A 22,817-nucleotide genomic window follows, 5' to 3' on the forward strand; every position below is an offset into this window, starting at 1 on the left:
ATGCCGCTGCGGGTGCGGGCCCGGCGGCTGCGCTCAGCCGGGCGGAGGCACCGCGCGGCGTAACGCCCGCCGCGCTGCGTAAGCGGAGCGGCGTGCCCGGCGCCGCCGCGATCCTGCAGAAGAACTACTATTCGTGGTTCTTCCGGGTGGGTCGCGGCCGCTACACGCTCACGGCCGCCGGAAGGGCAGCGCTGATCGAGTATGCCCGGGTCGCGGAGATCAGCGCCGCCAAGCTGTAGGCGGTGCGCCCGGGGGAGCGCCTGACGGGATTCGCCCGGCCCCAACCGGGGAAGCCGCTCCGGGATTCGCCCGGCGCCAACTGCGCCGTCTATCCATCTAAGCGACGCCTTCCGCTGGGCCCGGGCAGCAACGCTTGAGCTAGCTACAACCCCCGCCTGGGGTGCCAAACTGGCTGCGTACCAGGCGTGCTGCCTAGCTTACCAGTGCTGCTTCTGGCGGATGCGCCTATAATACACCCAGCCACGCTCACTTCCAGCGCCATATCCCTACAGGCGAATCGCGTACCCGTTCCACCTGCCCAACAGCAGGTGGAATTTAGACACTTAAATTCACTGGTTTATCCGGTCCAAAAAGATTAGTTGGATAAACAGCATTTATTTTCTGTGATTCTGAGCCCCATTAGCGTATCCCGGGCGAGTAGATGTACTTTTTCCAACTAAACTCCTGAATTTCAGGATTCTAGCATAATTAAGTGCCTTTTTTCCAACTGCTATTATGTTAGGTTGGGAACGGTCACCAGGATAGCCCGACCTGGACTATTCCCCATCCACCCGCGCCCCAAAAAAGCTACAACCGTAAGCTCCTGCAGACGGCCCACGGATGATCAGGCGCAGGTTGTTCCGCACACAGTATCGCTGCAAGGCTGCGGCGCGACAACTCCAAAAGTCCGCTCACCCCCAACCACACTCCCCACTCACTCCCTACACACTCCCCCACTCACTCCTCACTTACACCCCGCTCACTTCCTACACACTCCACACTCACTCCCTACACACTCCCCACTCACTTCCCGTGCAGCTCATATTTGCGCCCGTTCAGCAGCGCACTTCCCATCGCTCCGGCAAGCAGCGCCACCAGCAGGTTCATGCCTACGGACAGCCAGTTAATGGTCTCGTTAATGTTGGACGGCTGCTCCTGCCCCGCCGGGCTCACGGTAAGCAGATTCGCATATTGCTTGAAGCTGTCCGCCGCAGAGGAGCCGATGCTGAAATGCTCGCTTCCCCGGATCACCAAAGCAAACTGGATACCGGTTATGAGGACGATGAGGGCAGCAATGCAGAGGTGGCTTAGCGCCGGCTTACGGAATCTTTTGGCAGCCGCAAGGGCCAGACCCATCAGCGCCAGGCCTGCCGGAAGGCTGCACAGCTTGGAGAGTATGAAGTAGGTAACGCCCAGCGCGGGACTTGTGGAATGTGCGATCCGCTGATGGTACAGCCCCTCGGGATTCAGGAACACATCCAGCAGTGTGGTGGACCAGACCGCCGTAAGCCCCAGCATAAATACAGCGGACTTCACACCGAACAGAGCGGAGGTTCGGAGCGGCAGCATATGGTTAATCGGCATCGTCCCTGTGAAGAATTCCCTGTAATAATCCATATAGATATAGACCGGCAGCAGTATGCCTATTACCATATTTACCAGCAGGAAGACGAAGGCGATATCCTGTCCGTGATTAAACAGAAAATACAGGTTAGCCAGACCGCTTAAGACAGTGAAGATGGCAAAGATGGCAAAATGCTTCCGGCATTCAAGCTTGAATTGATGTAAATAAACCATGATGTTCTCCCCTTTTGTAAAGTAGCTTAAATCAGACGTTTGAATAAATCCTCAATCGGCATACCGTGCTCCCGCCGCAGCTCCTCCACCCTTCCCTGCAGCAGCACTTTGCCATCGTTCACAAACACCACATCCGTAAACAGACTCTCGACATCGTGAATCAGATGCGTACTGATCAGGATGGAGCTGTCCGGATCGAAATTATCCAGGATGATGCCTATGATCTTATCCCTCGTGGAAGGGTCCACCGCCGCCAGCGGCTCGTCCAGAACGAATAGCCGGGCTTTGCGCGCAAACACCAGCGAGAGGCTTACCCTCTCCCGCATCCCTTTGGATAAGGATTTCACCTTGTCCTGCAGATTCAGTCCCAAGGCTTCAATCATGCTGTACGCCTTCTCCCGCTGAAAATCGGCAAACGAGTGGTCAAAAAAAGCAATGCTTTCTTCAATCGTCATCCATGGGTACAGGAACTCGCGGTCGGGCAGGTAAGAGACGATTTTTTTGGTGTCCAGGCCGGGCCGCATCCCGCTGACCGTAAGAGTCCCCTTATAATCCCTGAGCAAAGAGACAATCAGCTTCATCAGCGTCGTCTTCCCCGCCCCGTTTGGTCCAAGCAGCCCTACGATTCTCCCGGCGGGAATAGTCAGGTTAAGACCGTCCAGCGCCGTCTTTCTTCCATACCTTTTGGTTACATTGCTGCACTCCAGTACATTCTCCATCTCCTGCAACTCCTTAGATATGTATTTCCTGCTTAGTACTTGTGAATATATTCACTTGTTATCTTAGACGTATTACACATCGTAATCCCTGCGGAGGCCTGCACAAAAAAGGATGACCGCCAGCCATCCAGGCCCAGCGGTCATCCTGCTTCCATTTAGGGGTTCATTCGTTCGCTCGCACCCGGACCCTTAACTACGGGCCGTGAACTCAGTGACAGCTTCACTCATCAGGTTCATTCCGAGCAACAGCTCATCCCGGCCGGGATGGCTGAAGTTCAGGCGGATGCGGTCAGTGCCTCCGCTTACACTGCACAGCGGCCCGGGCAGGAAGGCGACACCCTTCGCCAGAGCGGCGCGCAGCAGAGCCATCGCATCCAAGCCTTCGGGCAGCGATACCCAGAGGAACATGCCGCCCACCGGCATATCGTACACGCTGCTCTTCCAGGCCGGACGCTTCAGCAGCTCCGCCATTAGCTTCAGGCGGGTATTGTATTCGCGGTTCAGCAGGGCGATATGCTCGCGCAGATCAAAGGCCGATACACTCAGCAGATGATGCAGCAGCCGCTGATTCAGTGAGCTGGACTGCCAGTCAGCCATCTGCTTGGCGGCAGCCATCATACCGATCAGCTCCCGGCTTCCCGCCGCCCAGCCCGTCCGCAGCGCGGGCGCGACAGTCTTGCTGAAGGAGCCGATATACAGCACATGCCCGCCCTCGCTGACATTCTCCAGCGCGTAGAGGGTTGGATACCGCCTGGAAGGATGTCCTTCACTCCGCTGGAAGTGCAGATCGCCATAAGAATCATCCTCCACAATCAGCACATTATGGGAGATACACAGCTCCAGAATCTCATGACGCCGCGCCAGGCTCCAGAGCACTCCGCTGGGATTGGTGAAGCTCGGCGCGGCGAACAGCATCTTGGGCCTGTACTGCCGGATCATGCTGCGCAGATGATCCGGCAGCAGGCCATCCTTATCACCCTGCACCGGAATAATAACGGCTCCCTGCATCCTCAGCGCCTGCAGAATACCGGGAGACGTCGGATTCTCAACCAGCACATGATCCCCGGGATCAATATACACCCTGGACAGCAGATCGATGGCCTGTTGACTCCCCGTTGTCAGCAGCACTCCGCCTTCGGCTACCGCCACGCCTTTGCTGCGGAGCCAATCTCCGGTCAGCCATTCGCGGAGCGGGCCATACCCCTCAGGCTCCCCGTATTGCAGCGCACTTGCATCTGTGGAGATAACGGTAGATGCCGCCTCAGACAGCAATGACAGCGGAAATAATTCTTCTGCCGGGAGCTCCTCTGCCAGCGAGATTAGCGTACCCCGGCGTGTCTCCTTACGGATACTCAGCAGCGGTGAAGATAACAATGTATGTGCGCGCGAAGAAAACTCATACTTCATACGCTTCCCCCCTTTATCTGGTTTAAGAATATTCCAGTCCTGACGCCATTATGTCGTAATACAGGGATTATGCGTAGATTTGCTTGTTCTGTCTTGAGAAAAGCGCGAACTTCTCAATCGCCTGCGCTCTTGTCGATACTTCCAGCTTCACATAAATCTTGCGCAGGTAGTTATCGATTGAACGGCGGCTGACTTCAATTTCAAGTGCGATTTTGTCGTATGTAATTCCTTGCACAATGCGTTCCATGATGAACATCTCCGTCTGTGTTAGCTGCAAGACACCTTCCAGTCCTCTGGAGGAGGCTACTGGACGGAAGCCCTTTTCGATCCACTCCAGCGGAATGGAGAGTAACCCTTCGCGGATACCGCGGATCATCTGCAGAAGCTGACCCGGAGTGGCTCCCTTCGACAATACCCCGCTCGCTCCCAGTTCAATCAGGGGCAGGAATATTTCCTTATCGTTCTCTTCCGTCATGATAATAATGTGGGAACACGGTGAGCTTTTTTTCATTTCCGGCAGCACCTGCTCTACGGTTCCATCATGCATCTGATAATCACTCAGCACCAGATCAGGCCTTAATTCCTCCATACCCGCGAGACATTCTTCCCAGGTAGCGAACATGCCGTCTACCGTCAGTCCCTCCTCATCTTCCAGAATTAATTTTGTTCCCAGCATACTTGTGGGATGACACCCCACGATGACCACCTGCCAGACCTTCGTCATTAATGCCCAGACCTCCTGCTATCTATATAATTTTCCAGAATGGAAAGCGCTGTAAGCGTTTCCTGTCAACACGCAAGCAAGGATCTATGCTGTCTAAGTCTAATCTTCCTACTTTTACCTTGAATACGTCCATCAGATATTCCAATCTATAGAAATTGTATCGCAGTAGTTTAACAGGATGCAATTACTTTTTGTCGTTTCTGCGCGGCTCTTTCATTTTTGCGAAAAAGATGAAAGTCTGATAGAATGAGGACTTGAAAAAATATGGCTTGAGGTGATGAAATGCAACCGCTAGCGGAATCGACCCGGGTACACTCTCGCCGGAGCGCAGAGAGAAGCGGCTCGTCCGTAAAATGGTTTCTACTGTTCTGGATTCTGATGATCGCAATCGGCGTTTATGCCGTGTACAGCTACAGCAATCATCTGAAAGATCAGGTGCTAAGCGAGCTTGGATCTCAAAGCCAGCAGCAGCTTACCGTTTTGAAGACCGATTACGAGTCCAAGATTGCCGTCCTGTCAGAACAAGTGAAGGAGCTTCAGAGCACCGTGCAGACATTCAATGAGCTGCTGACCTTCACCAAGGATAATGCCAGCAACAAGACCGACAATAGCAACAAGCTGTACACGCAATTAAGCGAAGTCAAGAAACAGCTCGATACGCTCAAGAAAGAGATGGATCTGCTCAAATGATGACACCTGTCAAAAGAGTGAACCGGTTCTTCATGCTTCTGACCGCTCCGTTATTCGGACTGCTGCTCTGTCTGTGGCTGTATCAGCCGCCGCTTGAGCTTAAGCTGAATACTGCACCCTTCGCAGCTGCTCCCGGACCCGTGAATGAAACCGCCCAATTGAAGCAGGATCTGGCTGTAGCCAAAAGCTATGCCTCTTACACCATAGACTCCATCGGCACCAGCGCACAGCTCTACAAGCAGACTACGAACGCTATGAACGCACTGGTCAGCACAGCAGCAGCACAGACCTCCCGGCCCGAGCGGATCTACAACCGCCGGATTAGCTCCCGGCTCGGCATTCCCGCCGATGTGATCAGCAGTGACCGGATTACCATTGAATTATACCGGCTGAACCCCGGCAACTATACAGCATACGCCATGAAGATTAAGCTGAAGGATTCGTCAGCCATGAAGATGAGCCTGGCCGGGGACGGCACAGGCGCTTCCGAGACCACCCTGCAGGCAGTGAACCGCTACGGCGCCTCAGCCGGTATTAATGCCGGAGGATTCGCCGATCAGAACGGCAAGCGTTATCCTCTCTCAACCACCGTCGTCGGCGGAGAGTATCTGTACGGCTTCGAACCCAGCTACAAGGACCTCAGCTTCGTCGGCCTGAACAAGTCCGGCCAGCTGATCGGCGGCAAGTTCACCAGCCGCACCCAGCTGGATCAGCTGGAGCCGGTATTCGGGGCAACCTTCGTCCCCGTTCTGCTGAAGAATCAGAGCAAGACAGCCATCCCGCTGAAATGGCAGCTGGCCCCGAAGCGGGCACCGCGGACCATTATCGGCAACTACAAGGATAATCAGCTGCTGATTCTGGTCGCTGACGGATATAACGAGAACGGCAACTCCGGTGCTACACTGGCCGAGCTTCAAGACAAGCTGTACAACCTCGGCGTCATTGATGCTTATAACCTGGACGGTGGCGGCTCATCGTCCATGATTTTCCGCGGCAAGGTCATTAACAAGCCTTCCGACGGCAATCTGCGCCGCGTCCCGACGAACTTTCTGTTCTTCAAGTAATTCCGAGTATAACCGTCAATGCTAAATATCACATTTTCATTTATTTTTACAGATTAACAAGGTATACTCAGGATAACGAAGATCGTCAATAATGGAGGTGCCTTGCATGTCGTTCTCCCTGACTTTTTGGATCGTGACCCTGGTATTCGTACTTTTTATGGCTGGTATTCTTACTTCTTCCTACAACGACGACAAGACTAAGGGCCTGTAACCCGCCCCCCGCGAATGAACCGCCGGATGCATACCACAAAAAGGAGCACCGCACTGATGTGCGGCGCTCTTTTTGTATTGTTCACTATTCACCGAAGCCGAGTCCAACCAGCATCCATGTTATAGGACGCCGCTGTGGCGTTTTACCCTATGTAGATAATTGATGCGGTCTACGCTTTTACGCGTGTCTTGGCAATTGGGTCATTTCGGAAAGACAGCTTGAACAAATATAACGGTCTTTATATTCGCTTACGCCTTCGACAGATCCACAGAAGACACACTTCGGACGGTAACGCTCCAGAATAATGTGGTCGCCCTGAACCAGAATCTCAACAGGGTCACCTTCATTCATTTGATACCTTTTACGCAGAGACTTAGGCAGAACAATTCTACCCAGCTGATCTACTTTACGTACAACGCCAGCAGGTTTCATATCTAACTTACACTCTCCTGTTCAACTTATGATTAGTAGTGCCATTTCAGACATCTAAGTTCACGTACCCTATTACTTTCTTCGGCACTATTCAACTATTTCGTTACTAAAATGTCGAATCCTGCTGAAAAAAATAAAAAATGATGTCAACTTTTAGAAAAGTTGTGGGAAATCGAGTTGCCGGAGCGCTTCGTAGACCACAATCGCTGCCGAATTGGATAAATTCAGCGATCTTACCGCCTCGCTCATCGGCATCCGCATCGCCGTTTCTTGTCCAGCCTCCAGAATCTCTGCCGGTAATCCTTTGGTTTCTTTACCGAACACGAAGAAGTCTCCATCGCGGAAACTGAAATCGCTATAACGTTTCTTGGCCTTGGTGGTTGCGTAGAAGAAACGGCCTTCCTGATACTTCTCAAGCACTTCACTGAAGGAATTGTGGTATTCAATATTCACCGCATGCCAATAATCGAGTCCGGCACGCTTCAGCGTAGCATCGTCTGTGCGGAAGCCCAGCGGGTGTACGAGATGGAGATGGGTTCCTGTTGCCGCGCAGGTGCGGGCGATATTGCCGGTATTCGCCGGAATTTCCGGTTCCACCAGCACAATGTGTAATGCCATAATATGGACGCTTCCTCTCTGTAGGGTCTTAAAGACTGCGGCGGAGTAAGTACCCGCAGTTCCTTCCTTGGCCCTGTGATGTATTCTTGATGCTGCGGGCAAGAAGAAACCTTCCGCTGCCAGGCGGAAGGTCAGGAACGTTCTTTCATTACCCTTGAGTTTGCCGGAAATGCTTCATGAAATCAGCCAGTGCCTTAACGTTCTCATGTGGAACCGCGTTGTAGATCGAAGCCCGTAAGCCGCCTACGCTGCGGTGTCCCTTGAGGCCGACAAAGCCTTCTGCTTCGGAAGCTTTGATGAACTGCTTCTCCAGCTCCTCCGATGGCATCCGGAACGTTACATTCATGATGGAACGGCTGCCTTCTTCCGCAACTCCGCGGTAGAAGCCGTCGCTGCCGTCGATATAATCATATAGGAGACCTGCTTTGTCACGGTTCTTGGCTTCAGTGCCGGCAAGCCCGCCCTGTTCCTCAATCCATTTTAACACTTCATTAACCATATATACAGAGAAGGATGGCGGCGTATTGTAGAGAGAATTATTCTTGTAATGAGTATCATACCGCAGAATCGTAGGAATATTCGCCGGAGAACTTGCGATCAGCTCTTCCTTGGCAATCACTACGGTGACGCCTGAGGGTCCGAGATTCTTCTGCGCACCGGCATAAATCAGGCCGAATTGGTTCACATCGAAATCGCGGCTCAGAATATCACTGGACATATCGGCAATCAGCGGAATGTTACCGGCATCAGGATACTGTGCATACTGCGTGCCTTCAATCGTTTCATTCGAGGTGACATGCAGATAAGCTGCATTGTCCGCAGCCTTGATGCTGCTAAGCTCAGGAATGGCCAGGAATTTCTTGTCTGCCGAGGATGCAGCTACATGCCCGCCGCCTGTCAGCTTGGCTTCCTTCAGGGCTTTGTCTGCCCAGCTTCCTGTCATTACATAGCTGCCGACCTGGCCTTCTGAGATAAAATTCATCGGAACCATAGCGAACTGTGTGCTTGCCCCGCCCTGGATGAACAATACCTTGTAGCCCTGCGGATTGCCGAGGAGCGAAAGCAGGCGTTCCTGAGCTTCATTATGCACGGATTCGTATATCGCCCCGCGGTGCGACATCTCCATGATGGACATTCCGCTCTCCCGGAACTCTACAAACTCCGCTTGCGCACGTTCCAATACTGCCAGCGGCAATGCTGCCGGACCGGCATTAAAATTGTATGCTCTCTTGCTCAAAATAACTCCCACCCTTTCTCTCCTATGAATATGGATATCGCTATGATAGCAGATAACGATAAACACCAGCAAGTATAATTATTCACATATAAGGTAAGCCAGGCAGGGTTCAGGAAGTGAAAAACTGATAGCTGCGGCTCCAACCCTTGCTGTGACGCGGTAAAATAGTGATGTCAGCAAAAACCTCGGGAGAAATAACATGCTTATCCCCCCACAAAGCAATCCGCTCGGCGGCGAAATCTCCGCTCTCTCTGATACAGGCTCCGCTCGGCTTATGGATCAGCTCCCAGTAATAATCTGCCTCCGCCTGCTCCCAGCCTTCGAGTCTGCAATAGAATTGGCGGTCCGCTTCCCCTGACCATGTCAGGCTATTCCCGTCTACGCTGAGCAAATTCTCCGTATAAGCGGATTCCGGGGCTACGATCTGCGGCGTTCCCGGCAGCCTAAGCTCATAATCCGTCCCTACAAGCGCCCCATCAATGCCGACAAAATTATGAATATACTCTTCAATCCGCAGCGCTTCGGTCCCTGTATTCTCTACCCTGTAAGAAATGTCCAGCCGGTTCCCTTCCAGCTTCAACGTCTTGACCAGCCGCATGCTGTATCCCCGGCATTCCAGCGGCTGCACAGTGTATGTAACCGATTGTCCGCTCCACTCTTCAGTGACCGGAAACGGTTTTAGCGGATACTTCCCTACGAATGAATAAGGCTCATCACTTTGCTTCTGCAGCAGCCCGATACCGAATTTGGGAAACCATTCCCCGGCGGCAGCATCCTCATAGCCAATTGCCCGGGAAATGCCAAACTCATTGCAGAGACCTATCCCTCCCGTACCCTGTCCTGGCACCAGACTTTCCGGAACGCAAAAGGTATGCCCGCCCTGCTCCAGCGTCACTCCTGTAATAAATCCGGTCCAGTCAAAACGGGTGCCCCCGTAGGCTCCCACCTCAGCAATCTCTACTGTCAGTACTCCATTAGATAGTATACGTGTCATTAATCTCTTTCCTTTCTGTCCTTAAATGGACGCAGCACATCCTATCATAGCATTACCAGGCCCATTCTATACGGTATATTTGGATATTGAAACGCCTGCTCTGCACAGACCGGCAGAGCAGGCGATAGTGTTCAGCAGCTCCGGCTTAGGCCAGTTCTACCTCCAGCAGATGAATTTCTCCTTCAGGCAGGCCTGTCAGCAGGCTGCGTGGAATCACAGCGCCCTCTGAGACGCGCTGAAGCGTTACCTCAGCTCCGTTCAAGCGGACTGCGTATATTTGATACTCTCCATACTCCGTGCTTCCTGAGGCCGTATAGACGACTTTCAGCTCGCGTCCGGCAAAGATAGTCTTGATAGCGGCGCTCTTATCGCCGTCAAACTGTTCATTTACCAGCTTCGGCTGCAGCAGCAGGTCGCCGAGCTTGCCTTTGACGCCAAATACTTCAGTGACCATGGTCAGCAGCAGCCAGCTTGCCGAGCCTGTCAGATACGTATACATTCCTCTGCCCTGCTCGTTGATATATTCCGGGATACCGGGATACATCCGGCTGACCTCGAAGTTCGCACTCAGGCGATACAGTGAGTCCAGCACCTTGCGGCCTTCTTTGACATATCCGCGCTTATACAGCGCATTGCCGTACATAACGGTCATGTGGCTGAACATAGCCCCGTTCTCCTTATGTCCGAAGGCGAAGCCGAACGCCCGGCCCAGATTCTGCTGAATGCCGCCGAAGTTACTGTTCAGCCGGTAGCCGATCTTCTGATCGTACAGATTGCGCTCTACGGCAGAGATGATCGCAGGAATCTGCTCTGGAGCAGCCGCGTGGCCCAGGAGAGGGAAGACCTGTCCGGTAAGCGTCATCCGTGTGCCTGAGGCACCTTCACCCTCTACCCGTTCCCCGTCATTATTATAATAGCCGTTGAACCAGCCGTCACCGTGTCCGCTCTCTACCCATTCATTGCGGCGCAGGTGATCGAAGATCCATTCTGCTTTACGGGCGAGATCTGCTGCAACCTCGTCAAGCTTCAGGACGGTTTTCTCCCCGCTCACCTTGTTCGGTGCAGCAGCATAGTAGCGGCTGAGCTGCTCATGCTTGGCAGAGATAGATTCATAGTTGACCGCTTGCCCCAGTGAATCGAGCAGCAGTACCATCTCTTCAGCCAGCCCCAGCGTATCTCCGCCAGTCCGGTCCTTCAGGGTAATCAGCAGCTTGGACAGATCGAGCAGATTGCTGGCATAGAAGGCTGTGAAGGTGACACTTTCGCCCCGCTGTGCAGCCATATCGAGGCCGTCATTCCAGTCCGCTCCTTCCAGCAGAATGTTGTTATGCTCACCCACATTGAAGAAGGGAACCAGATTCTGCAGCAGGATATGCTCTAAAATAGTACCTGAATAGACTTCGCCCGCAGTTGTCCGCAGACTGCTTCCTATACCCGGTTCCCAGGAGGCATCGCGGTCCTTACAGCGGTTCATGAAGCTATCGCGGAAGTAGGTCTGCTCCTGCAGCAGGAAGTCCAGATCCCCGCTCTGATCCAGATAGAGCATGGTAGTCAGGAACGGCCACGCACCATGGTCCATCCAGACCCGTGGAATATTGTTGCGGTCCGCAATGAATTCGCCCGGCTGCTGACCGATGATCGTCGCATTGCTGCCGTCTATTCGGACTCCGGCGTAGTTGTTCAGGAGCAGGCTGCGTACATCCGCAGGCTCCATAATCAATAGAGCCAGACAATCCTGCCAGAGATCGCGCCAGCCGCGTCCCCCTCTGCCGTAATCGTGGTACGGCAGGAACGAGTTACCGTATAATCTACGCAGCACCGGCTGCAGCGTGACCCATTTCATCCATTCGTCAGCGGCATGATCTCCTGTATGGAATTCTACCGTATTGACTTTATCCGCCCAGAAATGCTTATTCTCTTCAAGCAATGTATCGAAAGCCGCAACCGAGCCATATTTGCCCATCAGCGCCTGCACATCGATTCTATTATTGTCAATAGCCATCGCTATGACATAAGAATGACTCTGACCCGGCTCCAGAGTGATCGCGGCGAAACGCAGGCCTCCCAGTGCCTCGTATCCTTCCTTAGCTGCTTCGCCGCCTTTCCCAATCGGCGGAGCCAGATTGTTCACAACGGCTTCCGGCCAGTCCAAGCTTCCACCCTCACCGATGAATTCCTCCTGCACCGGGAATAATCCTGTTGGCAGCTCACCGCCCCCGCCAGCCCCGAATACCCCGTACGAAGTATGATTCACCCGGTGGCCGCGTTCGTCGAAGGACAGGGCAGGCTGCACCTCTACACCATAATCCGAAGTATAGATCCGGTTCAGCAGCGAAGTAACATGCCGGTGATCGCGCAGGTCATCCGCAGAACGCGCATACAACGGAATAGCCGCAGTAGGTGTCAGCGTAAGCGCCTCTGTACCGCAGTTTGTAAGTACCACCTTCATTAGCTCAACCTTGTCATTGCCGCAGGGTACGAAGCTTGTGATCTGCGCCCTTAGCCCCAGGTCACTGCTCTCCCGCGTCACCCGATGCCACAGAAGTCCTGCTTCCAGCAAGGATTCATCTGCTGCTTCGCCATAGAACGCCGCATTCTGCCGTGCGGAATTACCCGCAGCTGACCAGGCTCCCTTACCTTCAATGTACACCCAGAAATTGCGCGAGGCGCGGGAATTATGCAGATCCTCCACCGAGATGGGCGGCGTCAGAAAGGTATTATGACCCGAAGCGGCCTGACCATGCAGCTTAGGACTGACCGAGGACATCATGCCCCCTTCATTAACTAGCGGAAAATATAAAAAACTGCTCCGGTCCGGCTGCTCCAGCCGAAAGTCCCCGTTATTCCCGGTGAAGCTCCAGCCTGCTTTTGATCCATTGGTTTGTTCTTTCAATCCATTCATCCTCCCTGTTCCCTAACAGCAGATCTCTTCTTGTTTGCGTTGATAACATGACCACACGAGCACATAATTGCATAACCCGAATCCGCTTTCCGAAATCGGTTTCGGTTCCATTATCACACCGTTATTTCCCTTTGTAAAGCGTTATTTGTGACTTATGAGCAGAGATTGATGTGCTAAATTAATACTCAAAAACTCAGAACGCCACATTAAATTGTAACTTTATTACATTAATACTATTTAAATAACGAAACTTTACGAAAACACAATATTAAGCTATTTGTAACCCATGAGAACGGGGTTCCACATTTGCTCAACTAGCACACATTCGCCGAATTCAGGAGGACTAATGCTCTTTACACGCAAACACGCAAAAAGCCCCCGGAATCAATGATTCCAGGGGCCTCTCTATCCAGCTATATTCACACTAGACCAGCTTATCTTATACGTCGAAGTACAGGGAGTATTCATGCGGATGAACGCGGATGGCAACGGCTTGAGCTTCGGAACGCTTCAGGGCGATATAGTTATCGATGAAGTCCTTGGTGAATACGCCGCCCTCTGTCAGGAATTCGAAGTCAGCCTCCAGTGCATCCAGAGCTTCGTCCAGGGAAGCTGGAACGCTGCGGATCTTCTCTTTGTCTGCATCAGACAATTCGTAGATGTTCTTGTCCAGCGGACCGTAGCCCATTTCTTCAGGGTTGATCTTCTTCTTAATTCCGTCCAGACCTGCCATCAACATAGCGGAGAAGGCCAGATATGGGTTAGCCGTGGAGTCCGGTGTACGGAATTCGATGCGACAGCCCTTAGGTGTCACAGCAGCAACCGGGATACGGACAGCAGCGGAACGGTTACCCTTGGAATAGACCAGATTGACCGGTGCTTCATAGCCAGGAACCAGACGTTTGAACGAGTTGGTGCTTGGGTTCGTCAGCGCGATCAATGCAGGAGCATGATACAGGATACCGCCGATGTAATGCAGCGCCATTTCACTCAGGTTGGCATATGCGCCTTTTTCGTAGAACAATGGAGCATCGCCGTTGAAAATCGATTGGTGAACGTGCATTCCGCTACCGTTATCGCCGAACAGCGGTTTTGGCATGAAGGTCGCTACCTTGCCGTATTGGCGTGCAGTGTTCTGCACAATGTATTTGTAAGTGAGGAGGTTATCAGCTGTTTTCTTCAAGGTGTCAAAACGGAAGTTGATCTCCGCTTGGCCTGCTGTTGCTACTTCGTGGTGGTGACGCTCGATTTCGAGGCCAGCTTCACCAAGCAGACGGCACATTTCACTGCGGATATCCTGCTGGGAATCCACTGGAGCTACAGGCACGTATCCACCCTTCACGCCAACCTTGAATGCCATGTTGCCGCCTTCTTCCTTGCGGCCAGTGTTCCATGCTGCTTCCTCGGAATCTACGTAGAAGGAGGAAGTATTCATTCCGCTCTCGTAACGTACATCGTCGAAGATGAAGAACTCGGATTCAGGTGCGAAGAATGCTGCTGTACCTACACCGCTGGATTGCAGGAATTCTTCAGCCTTCACTGCGATACCGCGCGGGTCGCGCTCGTAACGTTCGCCATCCGGCGTGAAGATGTCGCACATAATGTTCAGCGTCGGGTGAGCAGTGAACGGGTCAATGTAAGTGGTGCTTGGATCAGGCATCATTACCATATCCGACTCTTCAATCCCCCGGAAGCCTGTAATGGAAGAACCATCGAATGCTACTCCATTTACAAAGGTTTCTTCTTCAACTGCGGATGCTGGCAAAGAGATGTGGTGAGCACGTCCACCCAAATCTACAAACCGGAAATCCACCCACTCGATATTGTTTTCCTTGATCGTCTGCAATACTTTTTCAACCGACATGCTTAATTCCTCCCCAGATTCCGAACATTAGGCCGCTCATCGTATCAAATGTTCTTGTTTTTATTTTTTTGCTGTCGTCATTATAAAACGCATACCTAACATCGTCAATGCTTATGTCAGGTATTTCTTGCGACAATGTAAGATATTCTGACGCTTTGGTGAAAATAGCAAATTCATCCGGATTCCATGTCACCTTTGTCCCAGGTGCAGCAAAAACAGCCCCCATCCTCCGCCCTGGAACGGGGAGAAGAGAGCTGTTCATTAGTCATTATACGTTGAAAATCACACTACAGGCGCAGCCTCCAGAGAAGGAGAGAACTTGCGGCCTACCAGCGGTGCCAGCTTCTCCAGATCGCGCAGCAGGCTGTCAAACTGTTCAGGGAACAGGGACTGCACGCCGTCGCCGGTCATGGAGTTATCAGGGTCGGTATGCATCTCGATAATCAGACCGTTGGCGCCGGCAGCAACTGAGGCCTTGGCCATAGGGGCTACCAGTTCACGGCGTCCGGTGCCGTGGCTCGGGTCAGAGATTACAGGCAGGTGGCTGAGATTCTGCAGCACAGGAATGGCCGACAGATCCAGTGTGTTGCGCGTGTAAGTCTCGAAGGTACGGATGCCGCGCTCGCATAGCATGACATCCCGGTTGCCCCCGGCGAGAATGTATTCTGCCGCATTCAGCAGCTCATCGTAGGTCGCACTGAACCCGCGCTTCAGTAGCACAGGACGGCCGCAGGTCCCCAGCTTGCGCAGCAGATCAAAGTTCTGCATGTTGCGTGTACCTACCTGCAGAATATCCGCGTGCTCGGCACAGATATCCACATATTCCGGCGTCATGACCTCAGTAATGGTCAGCAGGCCGTGACGTTTGCCGGCTTCCGCCATCATCGTCAGCCCTTCCACGCCAACTCCCTGGAAGCTGTAAGGTCCGGTACGCGGCTTGAAGGCACCTCCGCGCAGCACCTGGCCGCCGGAAGCCTTGACCAGCCTGGCAATCTCATCGATCTGCTCCGGAGATTCCACAGCACAAGGACCGCCCATAATAACCATGTTCTCTCCGCCGATCTTCACTCCGCGGATATCAATAACCGTATCCTCCGGATGGAAGTCGCGGCTTGCGAGCTTGTAGGATTTGGTAATCTTCACCACGTTCTCCACGCCCTTCATCTGGCGCAGATGCTCGGCAAGCTTCGGAGTGACGCCCCCGACCAGTCCGATTACGGTATGGTCAGCCCCTACTGAGAGGTGGACCTGCAAGCCTTCCTTCTCAATCACGGCAATAATCTCATTCACCTGTTCCTGAGGTGTTTGGTTGGATGTAATAACGATCATATTATAGCTCCCCTTTTGGACCTGTATTGGTAATGTTGGATAGTCCGGCACACTGCTGATTCTCTAATTCACTATCTCACTACGACGCGTGTACGCTTTTAAGCACTAAAGTGATTTTACCGCATATTCCCCTTTCAGTCAACCACTATTCCCCCGCTTCGCGTGAATTCCAGGTGGCAAAACAAGTAGAAACGGCTTTGCCCTCCTTTTAAAGGACGGTACCGTTTCAGCGAGAAATAGAAGGATAAGTATCTTGTGCAACATATACATTCTTATATTTCGAAAAAAGCAGCACAGCCCTCTCGGACCGCACTGCCGATTGAATCGTATGAATTCCTTGTTATTCTGAAATGTCAGTTGGTGCTCGCTGTCTTTTTCTTCACCGGCGGCAGGAGCTTCGCCATATTAACCGTGCGCGTGATCTCCCAAGTCTCCGGCTTCGCTTCGTCATACTGCTCCAGATAATTAATGACTTCCTTGGTGATCGGTGTCGGCGTAGAAGCGCCGGAAGTCACACCTACCTTGGTAATTCCCTTCAGCCACTCCGTATTCAGCTCGGAGACGTCAGCGATCCGGTAAGCCGTAACTCCGGCGATCTCCTCGGATACCTGCGCCAAGCGGTTAGAGTTATTGCTGCGCGGATCACCCACCACAATAACCAGCTCGCACTGGCCCGCCTGCTCAGCGACAGCCTCCTGCCGCACCTGCGTAGCCATACAAATCTCATTATGAACCTCGGCGCCGGGGAAGGTCTCCAGCAGCTTGCGCATAATATGCTTGATATCCCACTGGCTCATTGTAGTCTGGTTTGTAATGACAATCCGTGAGGAAGGGATAGAGAGCCCGGCAATATCCTCTTCCTTTTCGATCAGATGGACATGCTCCGGCGCAATTCCCACCGCACCTTCCGGCTCCGGATGGCCTTTCTTGCCGATATAGATAATTTCGCAGCCCTCATCAACCTTCTCCTTAATGAGGTCATGCGTCTTCGTCACATCAGGGCAGGTAGCATCTACCGTAGTCAGCCCTTTGGCGCGTGCCATCTTACGGACCTCGGGCGATACGCCGTGCGCTGTGAAGATGACTGTTCCCTTATCTACTTTATCTAGAATATCCAGACGGTTATGCCCGTCCAGCGTAATGATTCCGTCATCCTCGAAGGAGTTCGTGACATGGCTGTTGTGCACAATCATGCCCAGTATATAAATCGGCCGGGGCAAATCAAGATTCTGCGCAGCCTGCCGTGCCATTACCATAGCATCGACGACGCCATAGCAATACCCCCGGGGAGAGATTTTGATGACTTCCATGAATTCACCGCTTTCTGCTGTCAATGACTGCTGTAATAGGAGCCCCTCAATTATAACCTATTCCAGCGGCGGGGCAAAGAGAAGCGGCAGCCAGATGACAAAGGTAGTCCCTTCCCCCTGACGGGTGACCACCTCAACAGAGCCTCCATGCTCTTCAATAATCCATTTGGCAATGGACAATCCAAGCCCGATGCCTTCCGTGATTCCTCTGGATTCATCTGCGCGGTAGAAGCGGTCGAAGATATGCGGCACCTCATCTTTGTCCATCCCGATTCCCGTATCGGCAATGCGGATTCCTACCTGATTCTGATACAGCAATGCATCCAGCGTAACCTCACCGGCCGGGGTATATTTGAACGCATTGTCAATGAAAATAAACATCATCTGCTGCAGATAATCCTTATTCCCCAGGATATACTTACCGTTCAGATGGCCCATCTCACCGACAGACCACTCCGCTTCACGCGTCAGGAACGACGCCCGGCGGGCCACTTCAGTCATCATCGGCTCCAGTGCTACCGGCTCGATCTCGAAGGTCCGGCCGGTATCCGCCCGGGCCAGGGAGAGCATATCCGCGACCAGACGGCTCATGCGCTTAGACTCATCAGCAATATCCTTCACGGATTCGATCGAGAGCTGACGGATCTCCGCCTCGGTCATCCGGCTGTCCTGCGGGTCCATCTCCCAGACCTTTTGCAATAGATCAATGTTCCCGCGGATGGTTGTAAGCGGTGTCCGCAGCTCATGCGAAGCATCCGAGACGAAGCGGCGCTGCGTGGCATAGGCCTCCTCCAGCCCCGTATAGAAGCCCTCCATCCGCCCAAGCATACTGTTGACCGTCGCGATCAGCCGCCCGATCTCATCCTCCGGCCCGTCGTATTCGATCCGTGAGCTGAGGTCGGTTCCCGTCTGTATCCCGTTCGCCGCCTCAATGACCATGCCGATCGGGCTCATCGCCTTGCGGGCCAGGAACAGGCCGAAGGTGAAGGCCGCGACCAGAGTAGCGAAGGAACCGGCCAGCAAAATATTCTTTAGCCGGTTGAGCAGCGTGACCTGTTCCCCCGTATAGACGGCGACCTGAAGGACAGCAGGCGCAGGCAGACTGTTGTTGAGCGTTACATCAACCGCCCGCTGATAGATCAGGAAGGGGTTGCCGCCATACCTGGCTTGCAGGAATCCCTCCTGGCTATGCAGGTCCTCCTTGGCAGGAACCTGGAATTTCAGTTTAATTTCGGTCATATTCGGGCTTGGAATCAGCCGGTCCAGATCATAGATGTACATTTGGGCAAACAGGCTCTGACCCGCCGGTCCCCCAAGCATCGGCTGAAGGGTTCCGTCCTGAGTCAGGCCAGCCTTCAATTCTACCTGTTGCGACAGATTCTGGAGCCGGTCCTTCAAATCGCCATACGTATTAATATAGACAAAGCCGTAGATAACCGCCGACAAGACCAGCAGCATAACGGCAAGAATCCCAGAATACCAGGCAGTGAGCCGCAAACGTATGGACATATTAGTCACCTCTTAGGATGTAACCGGCTCCCCGGATCGTCTGAATCAGTCGTTTGCCGCCATGCTCCTCCGTCTTCTGGCGCAGCATTGCAATATATACCTCCAGCACATTCGATTCCCCGCTGTAATCATAGCCCCAGATCTTATCCATGATGAGATCGCGGGAGAGCACCCGCTTCGGGTTCTGCATGAACAGATGCAATAGCTCGAATTCCTTCGCCGTCAGCTCCAGGCGACGGCCGGCGCGGGTTACTTCCCGGGAATCCACATCCAGCGTAATATCCTCATAAGAGACCGCTTGATCCGGGCTTCCTCCCTGCTCGCTTTTGCGCCGGAGCAGTGCCCGGACTCTGGCCAGCAGCTCCTCCAGAGCAAACGGCTTCACCAGATAGTCATCTGCACCCAGGTCAAGCCCCTTCACCCGGTGTTCAATTTCATCCTTAGCGGTCAGCATCAGCACAGGAACACTGCTGCCGCCCTCACGCAGACGACGGCATACCTCGAACCCGTCGACCTGTGGCATCATGACATCCAGAATGACCACATCGGGATCACTGTTCAGAACAGCGCGCAGCCCATCCGCCCCGTTCGACGCAGTCTTGACATCATAGCCCTCAAAGGCCAGCCCGCGGCGGAGCATGGAGGTTATTTTCTCATCATCATCAATTATTAGTATATTCGGTCGCATCCGGCAGCCCCCATTGTCTCATTCATATATCTCTATTGTATCAGATGCACCAGTCTCTCCGCATCCGTACACGAACAGCACAGAGCGGAAGGGTTGCCCCTTCCGCTCTGCCGCTCACCGTCCGGTGTGCTTATTGCTTCTGAGTCTGTGCATTCTCGAAATCATTCTTGTTGCCGATCGTTACGGGCAGATCCAGCTTCTTGCCGTCACGGACCACATTCAGAGTCGCCTTATCGCCTACCTTAAGCGTCTGGATGTAAGTGATCAGATCCTGGCTGGTAGCGTAGCTCTTTCCGTCAATTCCTGTGATGATATCGTAAGGGCGCAGATCTGCTGTATAGGCTGGAGATTTGAAGACAATTTCGGCCACTACAGAGCCTTCTTTAATCGTTGTCCCCATTTGCTTGGCAACTTCATCGGTAATCGTCATCAGGGTGGCTCCAATGAATGGTACCGGTTCCTTCGGAATTTCCTGATTGGCTTCAAGCTTATCTACTACGCCTTTAATGGTATTTACCGGAATCGCAAAGCCGATACCCTGAGCGTCTCTGCTAACTGCAACGTTCATACCAATGACCTGGCCGTTCATATTAAGCAGCGGGCCGCCCGAGTTCCCCGGATTGATGGAGGCATCGGTCTGGAGCAGGTTTTTATAGGTTTTGACGCCGCTGCCGTCTTCTTCGTTGATATCAATACTGCGGCCTCTGGCGCTAAGCACCCCGGTTGTCACCGTATGGTCGAAGCCCTGCGGGTTACCGATCGCCACCACCTCAGAGCCTACCTTGATGCTGTCGGAATCGCCCAGAGCCACAGACGGGAAGTCCGAGCCTTCAATTTTCAGTACGGCGAGATCCAGATCCTTACTGGAGCCCAGCAGCTTCGCTTCATAAGTCTTGGAGGTGCCGTCTACGGTAACCTGGATGACATCGGCGCCATCTACCACATGCTGGTTGGTCAGGATATAACCGTTCGAATTATAGATGAAGCCTGTGCCAATACCGTAAGGTGTAAGCTGCGGAGAAGAATTATTCGAGCCCGGCTGGGATTCCGAGTTATTCGAACCGGAGCCGCCGCCGAATTGATCCCCGAAGAAGAACTGCGAGAACGGATCGCTCATATTCGGACTGCTGCTTCTATTCCGCGAGTTATTCGATTTCACCAGCGTCTCAATCTTGACCACTGCCGGCCCTACCCCATCAACTACGCCGGATACATCTCCCGAGCCGGTGACCAGCGCCGCTGCGGAAGTGGAAGGTGTAATGTTGGCATTGCCGCTAGCCGTCTTCCCCGCCGGATTCAATGCAACCGTGGTTGCCTCCTGGCCTCCTGTGAACCAATTCCCCCGGTCTGCCATGAACATGGAGCCTGATAAGACCACCATTCCAGCGAGAAAAGATACCAATACCGCCTTCACCGGCTTCTTCGGCTTACGGTTGTACTGCCAGCCGTTTCCTCCCTCAGGAGGATTTCCGCCGCGCCCGCCGTTCCCGTCATTGCCGGTAGTGCGGAGCGATGTGTTATAAGGTAAGGACTTCACCGGCTGTGGCGGTGTAACCTCAACCCGCTCAGGTTCGCGGCGGTTATAGTGCTGCGGGTCATTGCCGTTCATCTCATCATTGTTCAGCGATTTGAAAGGTCCGTAAGAATAATAGTACGAGCCGCCTTCTGCGGATGAATTAGTGCTTTTATCAGTATCAGTATGATTATTGTCCCATTCACGATCTGGTCCCGGTTCATGATCACGATTAAAGTTGTTGTTTTTGTTATCGTCCATGTTTACTTTCCTCCCGCGCCTTGCCGTGTCAGGCAAAGTGTTATTTGTTTTGATGTCCTTATTTTGTACTGTAAACCTTAAGGTCACATTAAAAACAATTTAAGCGGAGATAAAAGATACCAAGACGATGCTGGATCGTTGATTAATCAAACAGATCTTCTATGGTACGGATAGGCTTCACCTCCATAGGTTCTTTGAATGCTGCCATATGAAAGTAGGCGGCCAGCCAGATGATTGCGCATATAAGAATATAAGCCACGTTTATTCCCTCCCTAAAGTGGATGGGCACAGCAGCCGGTTCACCCGCTCTGCACTGCAGAACATGAAGATCAGGAGCGTAAGTACAGCAAAAGGGAATACGGAAATGCTGGTGCGCACGGATAAAAGTCCAAATAACGGCGGAATTAACGTTGTCCCCGTATAGGCTACCGCCATCTGATACCCGATTAGGCGGGCTGAATTCTCCTTGCCGAACCGGGCCGGCGTCTCATGCAGGAGACCCGGATAAATCGGTGCGAGGCCCAGACCAATCAATATCAGTCCTGCAAGTGAGAGGGCCGGATGGAACGGGATTACAAGAACGGCTCCGCCTGCAATGGTCACCAATTGACCGTAACGGATAAGAAGGCGGTTACGGACTTTTAACGTGATGAAGCCGGTAATCAGCCTGCCAACTGTAATGCCCGCGTAGTATACGGAGATCCAAACCGCTGCTGTATCTGGCGCAATCCCTCTTGCACCTACCAGATAACTGGCGCCCCACAGTCCAACCATCGCTTCTATTCCGCAGTACAACAGGAACGTCAAAAGAGTAGGCTTCACGCCCCGCAAGCGGATGGTGTTCGCCTGCGGCTTAAGGTTCACTGCCGCATCATCTGGAAGATTGCCGCTAAGCGCTGCGGGAAGCTGCGGCTCCCGCGTGGCAGCAACCTTGTTCCATAGCGGAAGTGTCACTAACAGAATCATCGCGAATCCGAACTGAATGATGGCAACAACCGCATATCCTCCTCTCCAGGACTGGGCGTGTACGAGATTGACCGCCATAATCATGGGTCCCAGGGTCGCGCCTACGCCCCAAAAGCAGTGCAGCCAGCTCATATGATGAGCCTTGTAATGTTCGGCCACATAATGATTCAGCGCCGCGTCCACTGCTCCTGCTCCAAGACCTAGCGGAACGGCCATTACAATGAACCAAAACACGGATGGCGACACGGAGAATCCGAACAATGAAGCGGCGGTTAAGAGGCAACTGACAAAGGTAATTCGTCCTGTCCCCAGGCGTTTCACCATTGTATTGCTAAACAGACTGGACACGATGGTCCCTCCGGCAATAATCATCGAGATGATTCCCGCCGACCCAAGCGAAGACCCCATCTCTGGCCAGATCACAGGCCACGCAGAGCCAAGTAAAGAATCGGGAAGTCCCAGACTGATAAAAGCCAGATAAATTATAATCAAAAAATACGTAGACAAAAATTCTCCCCCTAAAATCACTTAATAAATAATCTTTATAAAGTATATAAATTAAGTATGTGCTCTCTCTTATTT

19 protein-coding genes are annotated in these 22,817 nt (G+C 52.9%); 3 read left to right on the top strand and 16 right to left on the bottom strand.

What is annotated here, in order from left to right; all coding sequences use genetic code 11:
- A partial coding sequence (locus ACFSX3_RS05485) for a DUF2161 family putative PD-(D/E)XK-type phosphodiesterase (RefSeq protein WP_379312698.1) occupies positions 1-239 on the top strand: 239 nt, incomplete at its 5' end.
- 784 nt (positions 240-1,023) lie between these two features.
- On the opposite strand, the gene ACFSX3_RS05490 is transcribed toward ACFSX3_RS05485, so the two are convergent.
- The 4 genes from ACFSX3_RS05490 to ACFSX3_RS05505 form a co-directional block, all read right to left on the bottom strand.
- Complete coding sequence (locus tag ACFSX3_RS05490; protein ID WP_209991407.1) at positions 1,024-1,797, bottom strand: hypothetical protein; 774 nt, start codon at positions 1,795-1,797, stop codon at positions 1,024-1,026.
- 26 nt (positions 1,798-1,823) lie between these two features.
- The gene (locus ACFSX3_RS05495) at positions 1,824-2,516 is read right to left on the bottom strand and encodes an ABC transporter ATP-binding protein (protein WP_209991408.1); all 693 of its coding nucleotides are present in this window, start codon (positions 2,514-2,516) and stop codon (positions 1,824-1,826) included.
- A gap of 189 nt (positions 2,517-2,705) precedes the next feature.
- Complete coding sequence (locus ACFSX3_RS05500; RefSeq protein ID WP_209991409.1) at positions 2,706-3,923, bottom strand: aminotransferase-like domain-containing protein; 1,218 nt, start codon at positions 3,921-3,923, stop codon at positions 2,706-2,708.
- A 67-nt stretch (positions 3,924-3,990) separates the two neighbouring features.
- The gene (locus ACFSX3_RS05505; protein ID WP_209991410.1) at positions 3,991-4,647 is read right to left on the bottom strand and encodes a response regulator transcription factor; all 657 of its coding nucleotides are present in this window, start codon (positions 4,645-4,647) and stop codon (positions 3,991-3,993) included.
- 282 nt (positions 4,648-4,929) lie between these two features.
- On the opposite strand from ACFSX3_RS05505, the gene ACFSX3_RS05510 reads away from it, so the two are divergent.
- Complete coding sequence (locus tag ACFSX3_RS05510; RefSeq protein ID WP_209991411.1) at positions 4,930-5,337, top strand: hypothetical protein; 408 nt, start codon at positions 4,930-4,932, stop codon at positions 5,335-5,337.
- Entirely contained in the window at positions 5,334-6,401 is a 1,068-nt protein-coding gene (locus ACFSX3_RS05515) for a phosphodiester glycosidase family protein (RefSeq protein ID WP_209991412.1), read from the top strand. Before ACFSX3_RS05510 ends, ACFSX3_RS05515 begins: the two co-directional genes overlap by 4 nt.
- 388 nt (positions 6,402-6,789) lie before the next feature.
- On the opposite strand, the gene ACFSX3_RS05520 is transcribed toward ACFSX3_RS05515, so the two are convergent.
- From ACFSX3_RS05520 to ACFSX3_RS05575, 12 genes are all read right to left on the bottom strand, one after another.
- On the bottom strand, positions 6,790-7,044 hold the full coding sequence (locus ACFSX3_RS05520) for an AbrB/MazE/SpoVT family DNA-binding domain-containing protein (protein ID WP_209991413.1): 255 nt from the start codon (positions 7,042-7,044) through the stop codon (positions 6,790-6,792).
- Between the two features lie 153 nt (positions 7,045-7,197).
- On the bottom strand, positions 7,198-7,662 hold the full coding sequence (gene trmL, locus ACFSX3_RS05525) for a tRNA (uridine(34)/cytosine(34)/5-carboxymethylaminomethyluridine(34)-2'-O)-methyltransferase TrmL (protein ID WP_209991414.1): 465 nt from the start codon (positions 7,660-7,662) through the stop codon (positions 7,198-7,200).
- Between the two features lie 148 nt (positions 7,663-7,810).
- A complete protein-coding gene (gene serC / locus ACFSX3_RS05530) occupies positions 7,811-8,902 on the bottom strand; it encodes a 3-phosphoserine/phosphohydroxythreonine transaminase (protein ID WP_209991511.1) in 1,092 nt (363 codons plus the stop codon).
- A gap of 106 nt (positions 8,903-9,008) precedes the next feature.
- The gene (locus ACFSX3_RS05535) at positions 9,009-9,893 is read right to left on the bottom strand and encodes a hypothetical protein (protein WP_209991415.1); all 885 of its coding nucleotides are present in this window, start codon (positions 9,891-9,893) and stop codon (positions 9,009-9,011) included.
- Positions 9,894-10,038: 145 nt separating this feature from the next.
- Positions 10,039-12,786, bottom strand: coding sequence for a GH36-type glycosyl hydrolase domain-containing protein (locus tag ACFSX3_RS05540; RefSeq protein WP_379257109.1), 2,748 nt, complete (start codon positions 12,784-12,786; stop codon positions 10,039-10,041).
- Positions 12,787-13,234: 448 nt separating this feature from the next.
- The gene (glnA, locus tag ACFSX3_RS05545) at positions 13,235-14,659 is read right to left on the bottom strand and encodes a type I glutamate--ammonia ligase (RefSeq protein WP_209991417.1); all 1,425 of its coding nucleotides are present in this window, start codon (positions 14,657-14,659) and stop codon (positions 13,235-13,237) included.
- A 282-nt stretch (positions 14,660-14,941) separates the two neighbouring features.
- Complete coding sequence (aroF, locus tag ACFSX3_RS05550) at positions 14,942-15,988, bottom strand: 3-deoxy-7-phosphoheptulonate synthase (protein ID WP_209991419.1); 1,047 nt, start codon at positions 15,986-15,988, stop codon at positions 14,942-14,944.
- Positions 15,989-16,341: 353 nt separating this feature from the next.
- Positions 16,342-17,298, bottom strand: coding sequence for a 4-hydroxy-3-methylbut-2-enyl diphosphate reductase (locus ACFSX3_RS05555; RefSeq protein WP_209991512.1), 957 nt, complete (start codon positions 17,296-17,298; stop codon positions 16,342-16,344).
- 57 nt (positions 17,299-17,355) lie between these two features.
- Complete coding sequence (locus ACFSX3_RS05560; RefSeq protein ID WP_209991420.1) at positions 17,356-18,807, bottom strand: sensor histidine kinase; 1,452 nt, start codon at positions 18,805-18,807, stop codon at positions 17,356-17,358.
- Position 18,808: 1 nt separating this feature from the next.
- Positions 18,809-19,495, bottom strand: coding sequence for a response regulator transcription factor (locus tag ACFSX3_RS05565; RefSeq protein WP_209991421.1), 687 nt, complete (start codon positions 19,493-19,495; stop codon positions 18,809-18,811).
- Between the two features lie 130 nt (positions 19,496-19,625).
- The gene (locus ACFSX3_RS05570; protein ID WP_209991422.1) at positions 19,626-21,269 is read right to left on the bottom strand and encodes a S1C family serine protease; all 1,644 of its coding nucleotides are present in this window, start codon (positions 21,267-21,269) and stop codon (positions 19,626-19,628) included.
- Positions 21,270-21,530: 261 nt separating this feature from the next.
- Positions 21,531-22,742 carry an MFS transporter gene (locus tag ACFSX3_RS05575; protein WP_209991423.1) on the bottom strand — a complete coding sequence of 404 codons (1,212 nt, stop codon included), beginning with the start codon at positions 22,740-22,742 and terminating at the stop codon, positions 21,531-21,533.
- Positions 22,743-22,817 lie beyond the last annotated feature (75 nt).

This window comes from Paenibacillus rhizoplanae, from assembly GCF_042684125.1.
GTDB lineage: Bacteria > Bacillota > Bacilli > Paenibacillales > Paenibacillaceae > Paenibacillus_AQ > Paenibacillus_AQ rhizoplanae.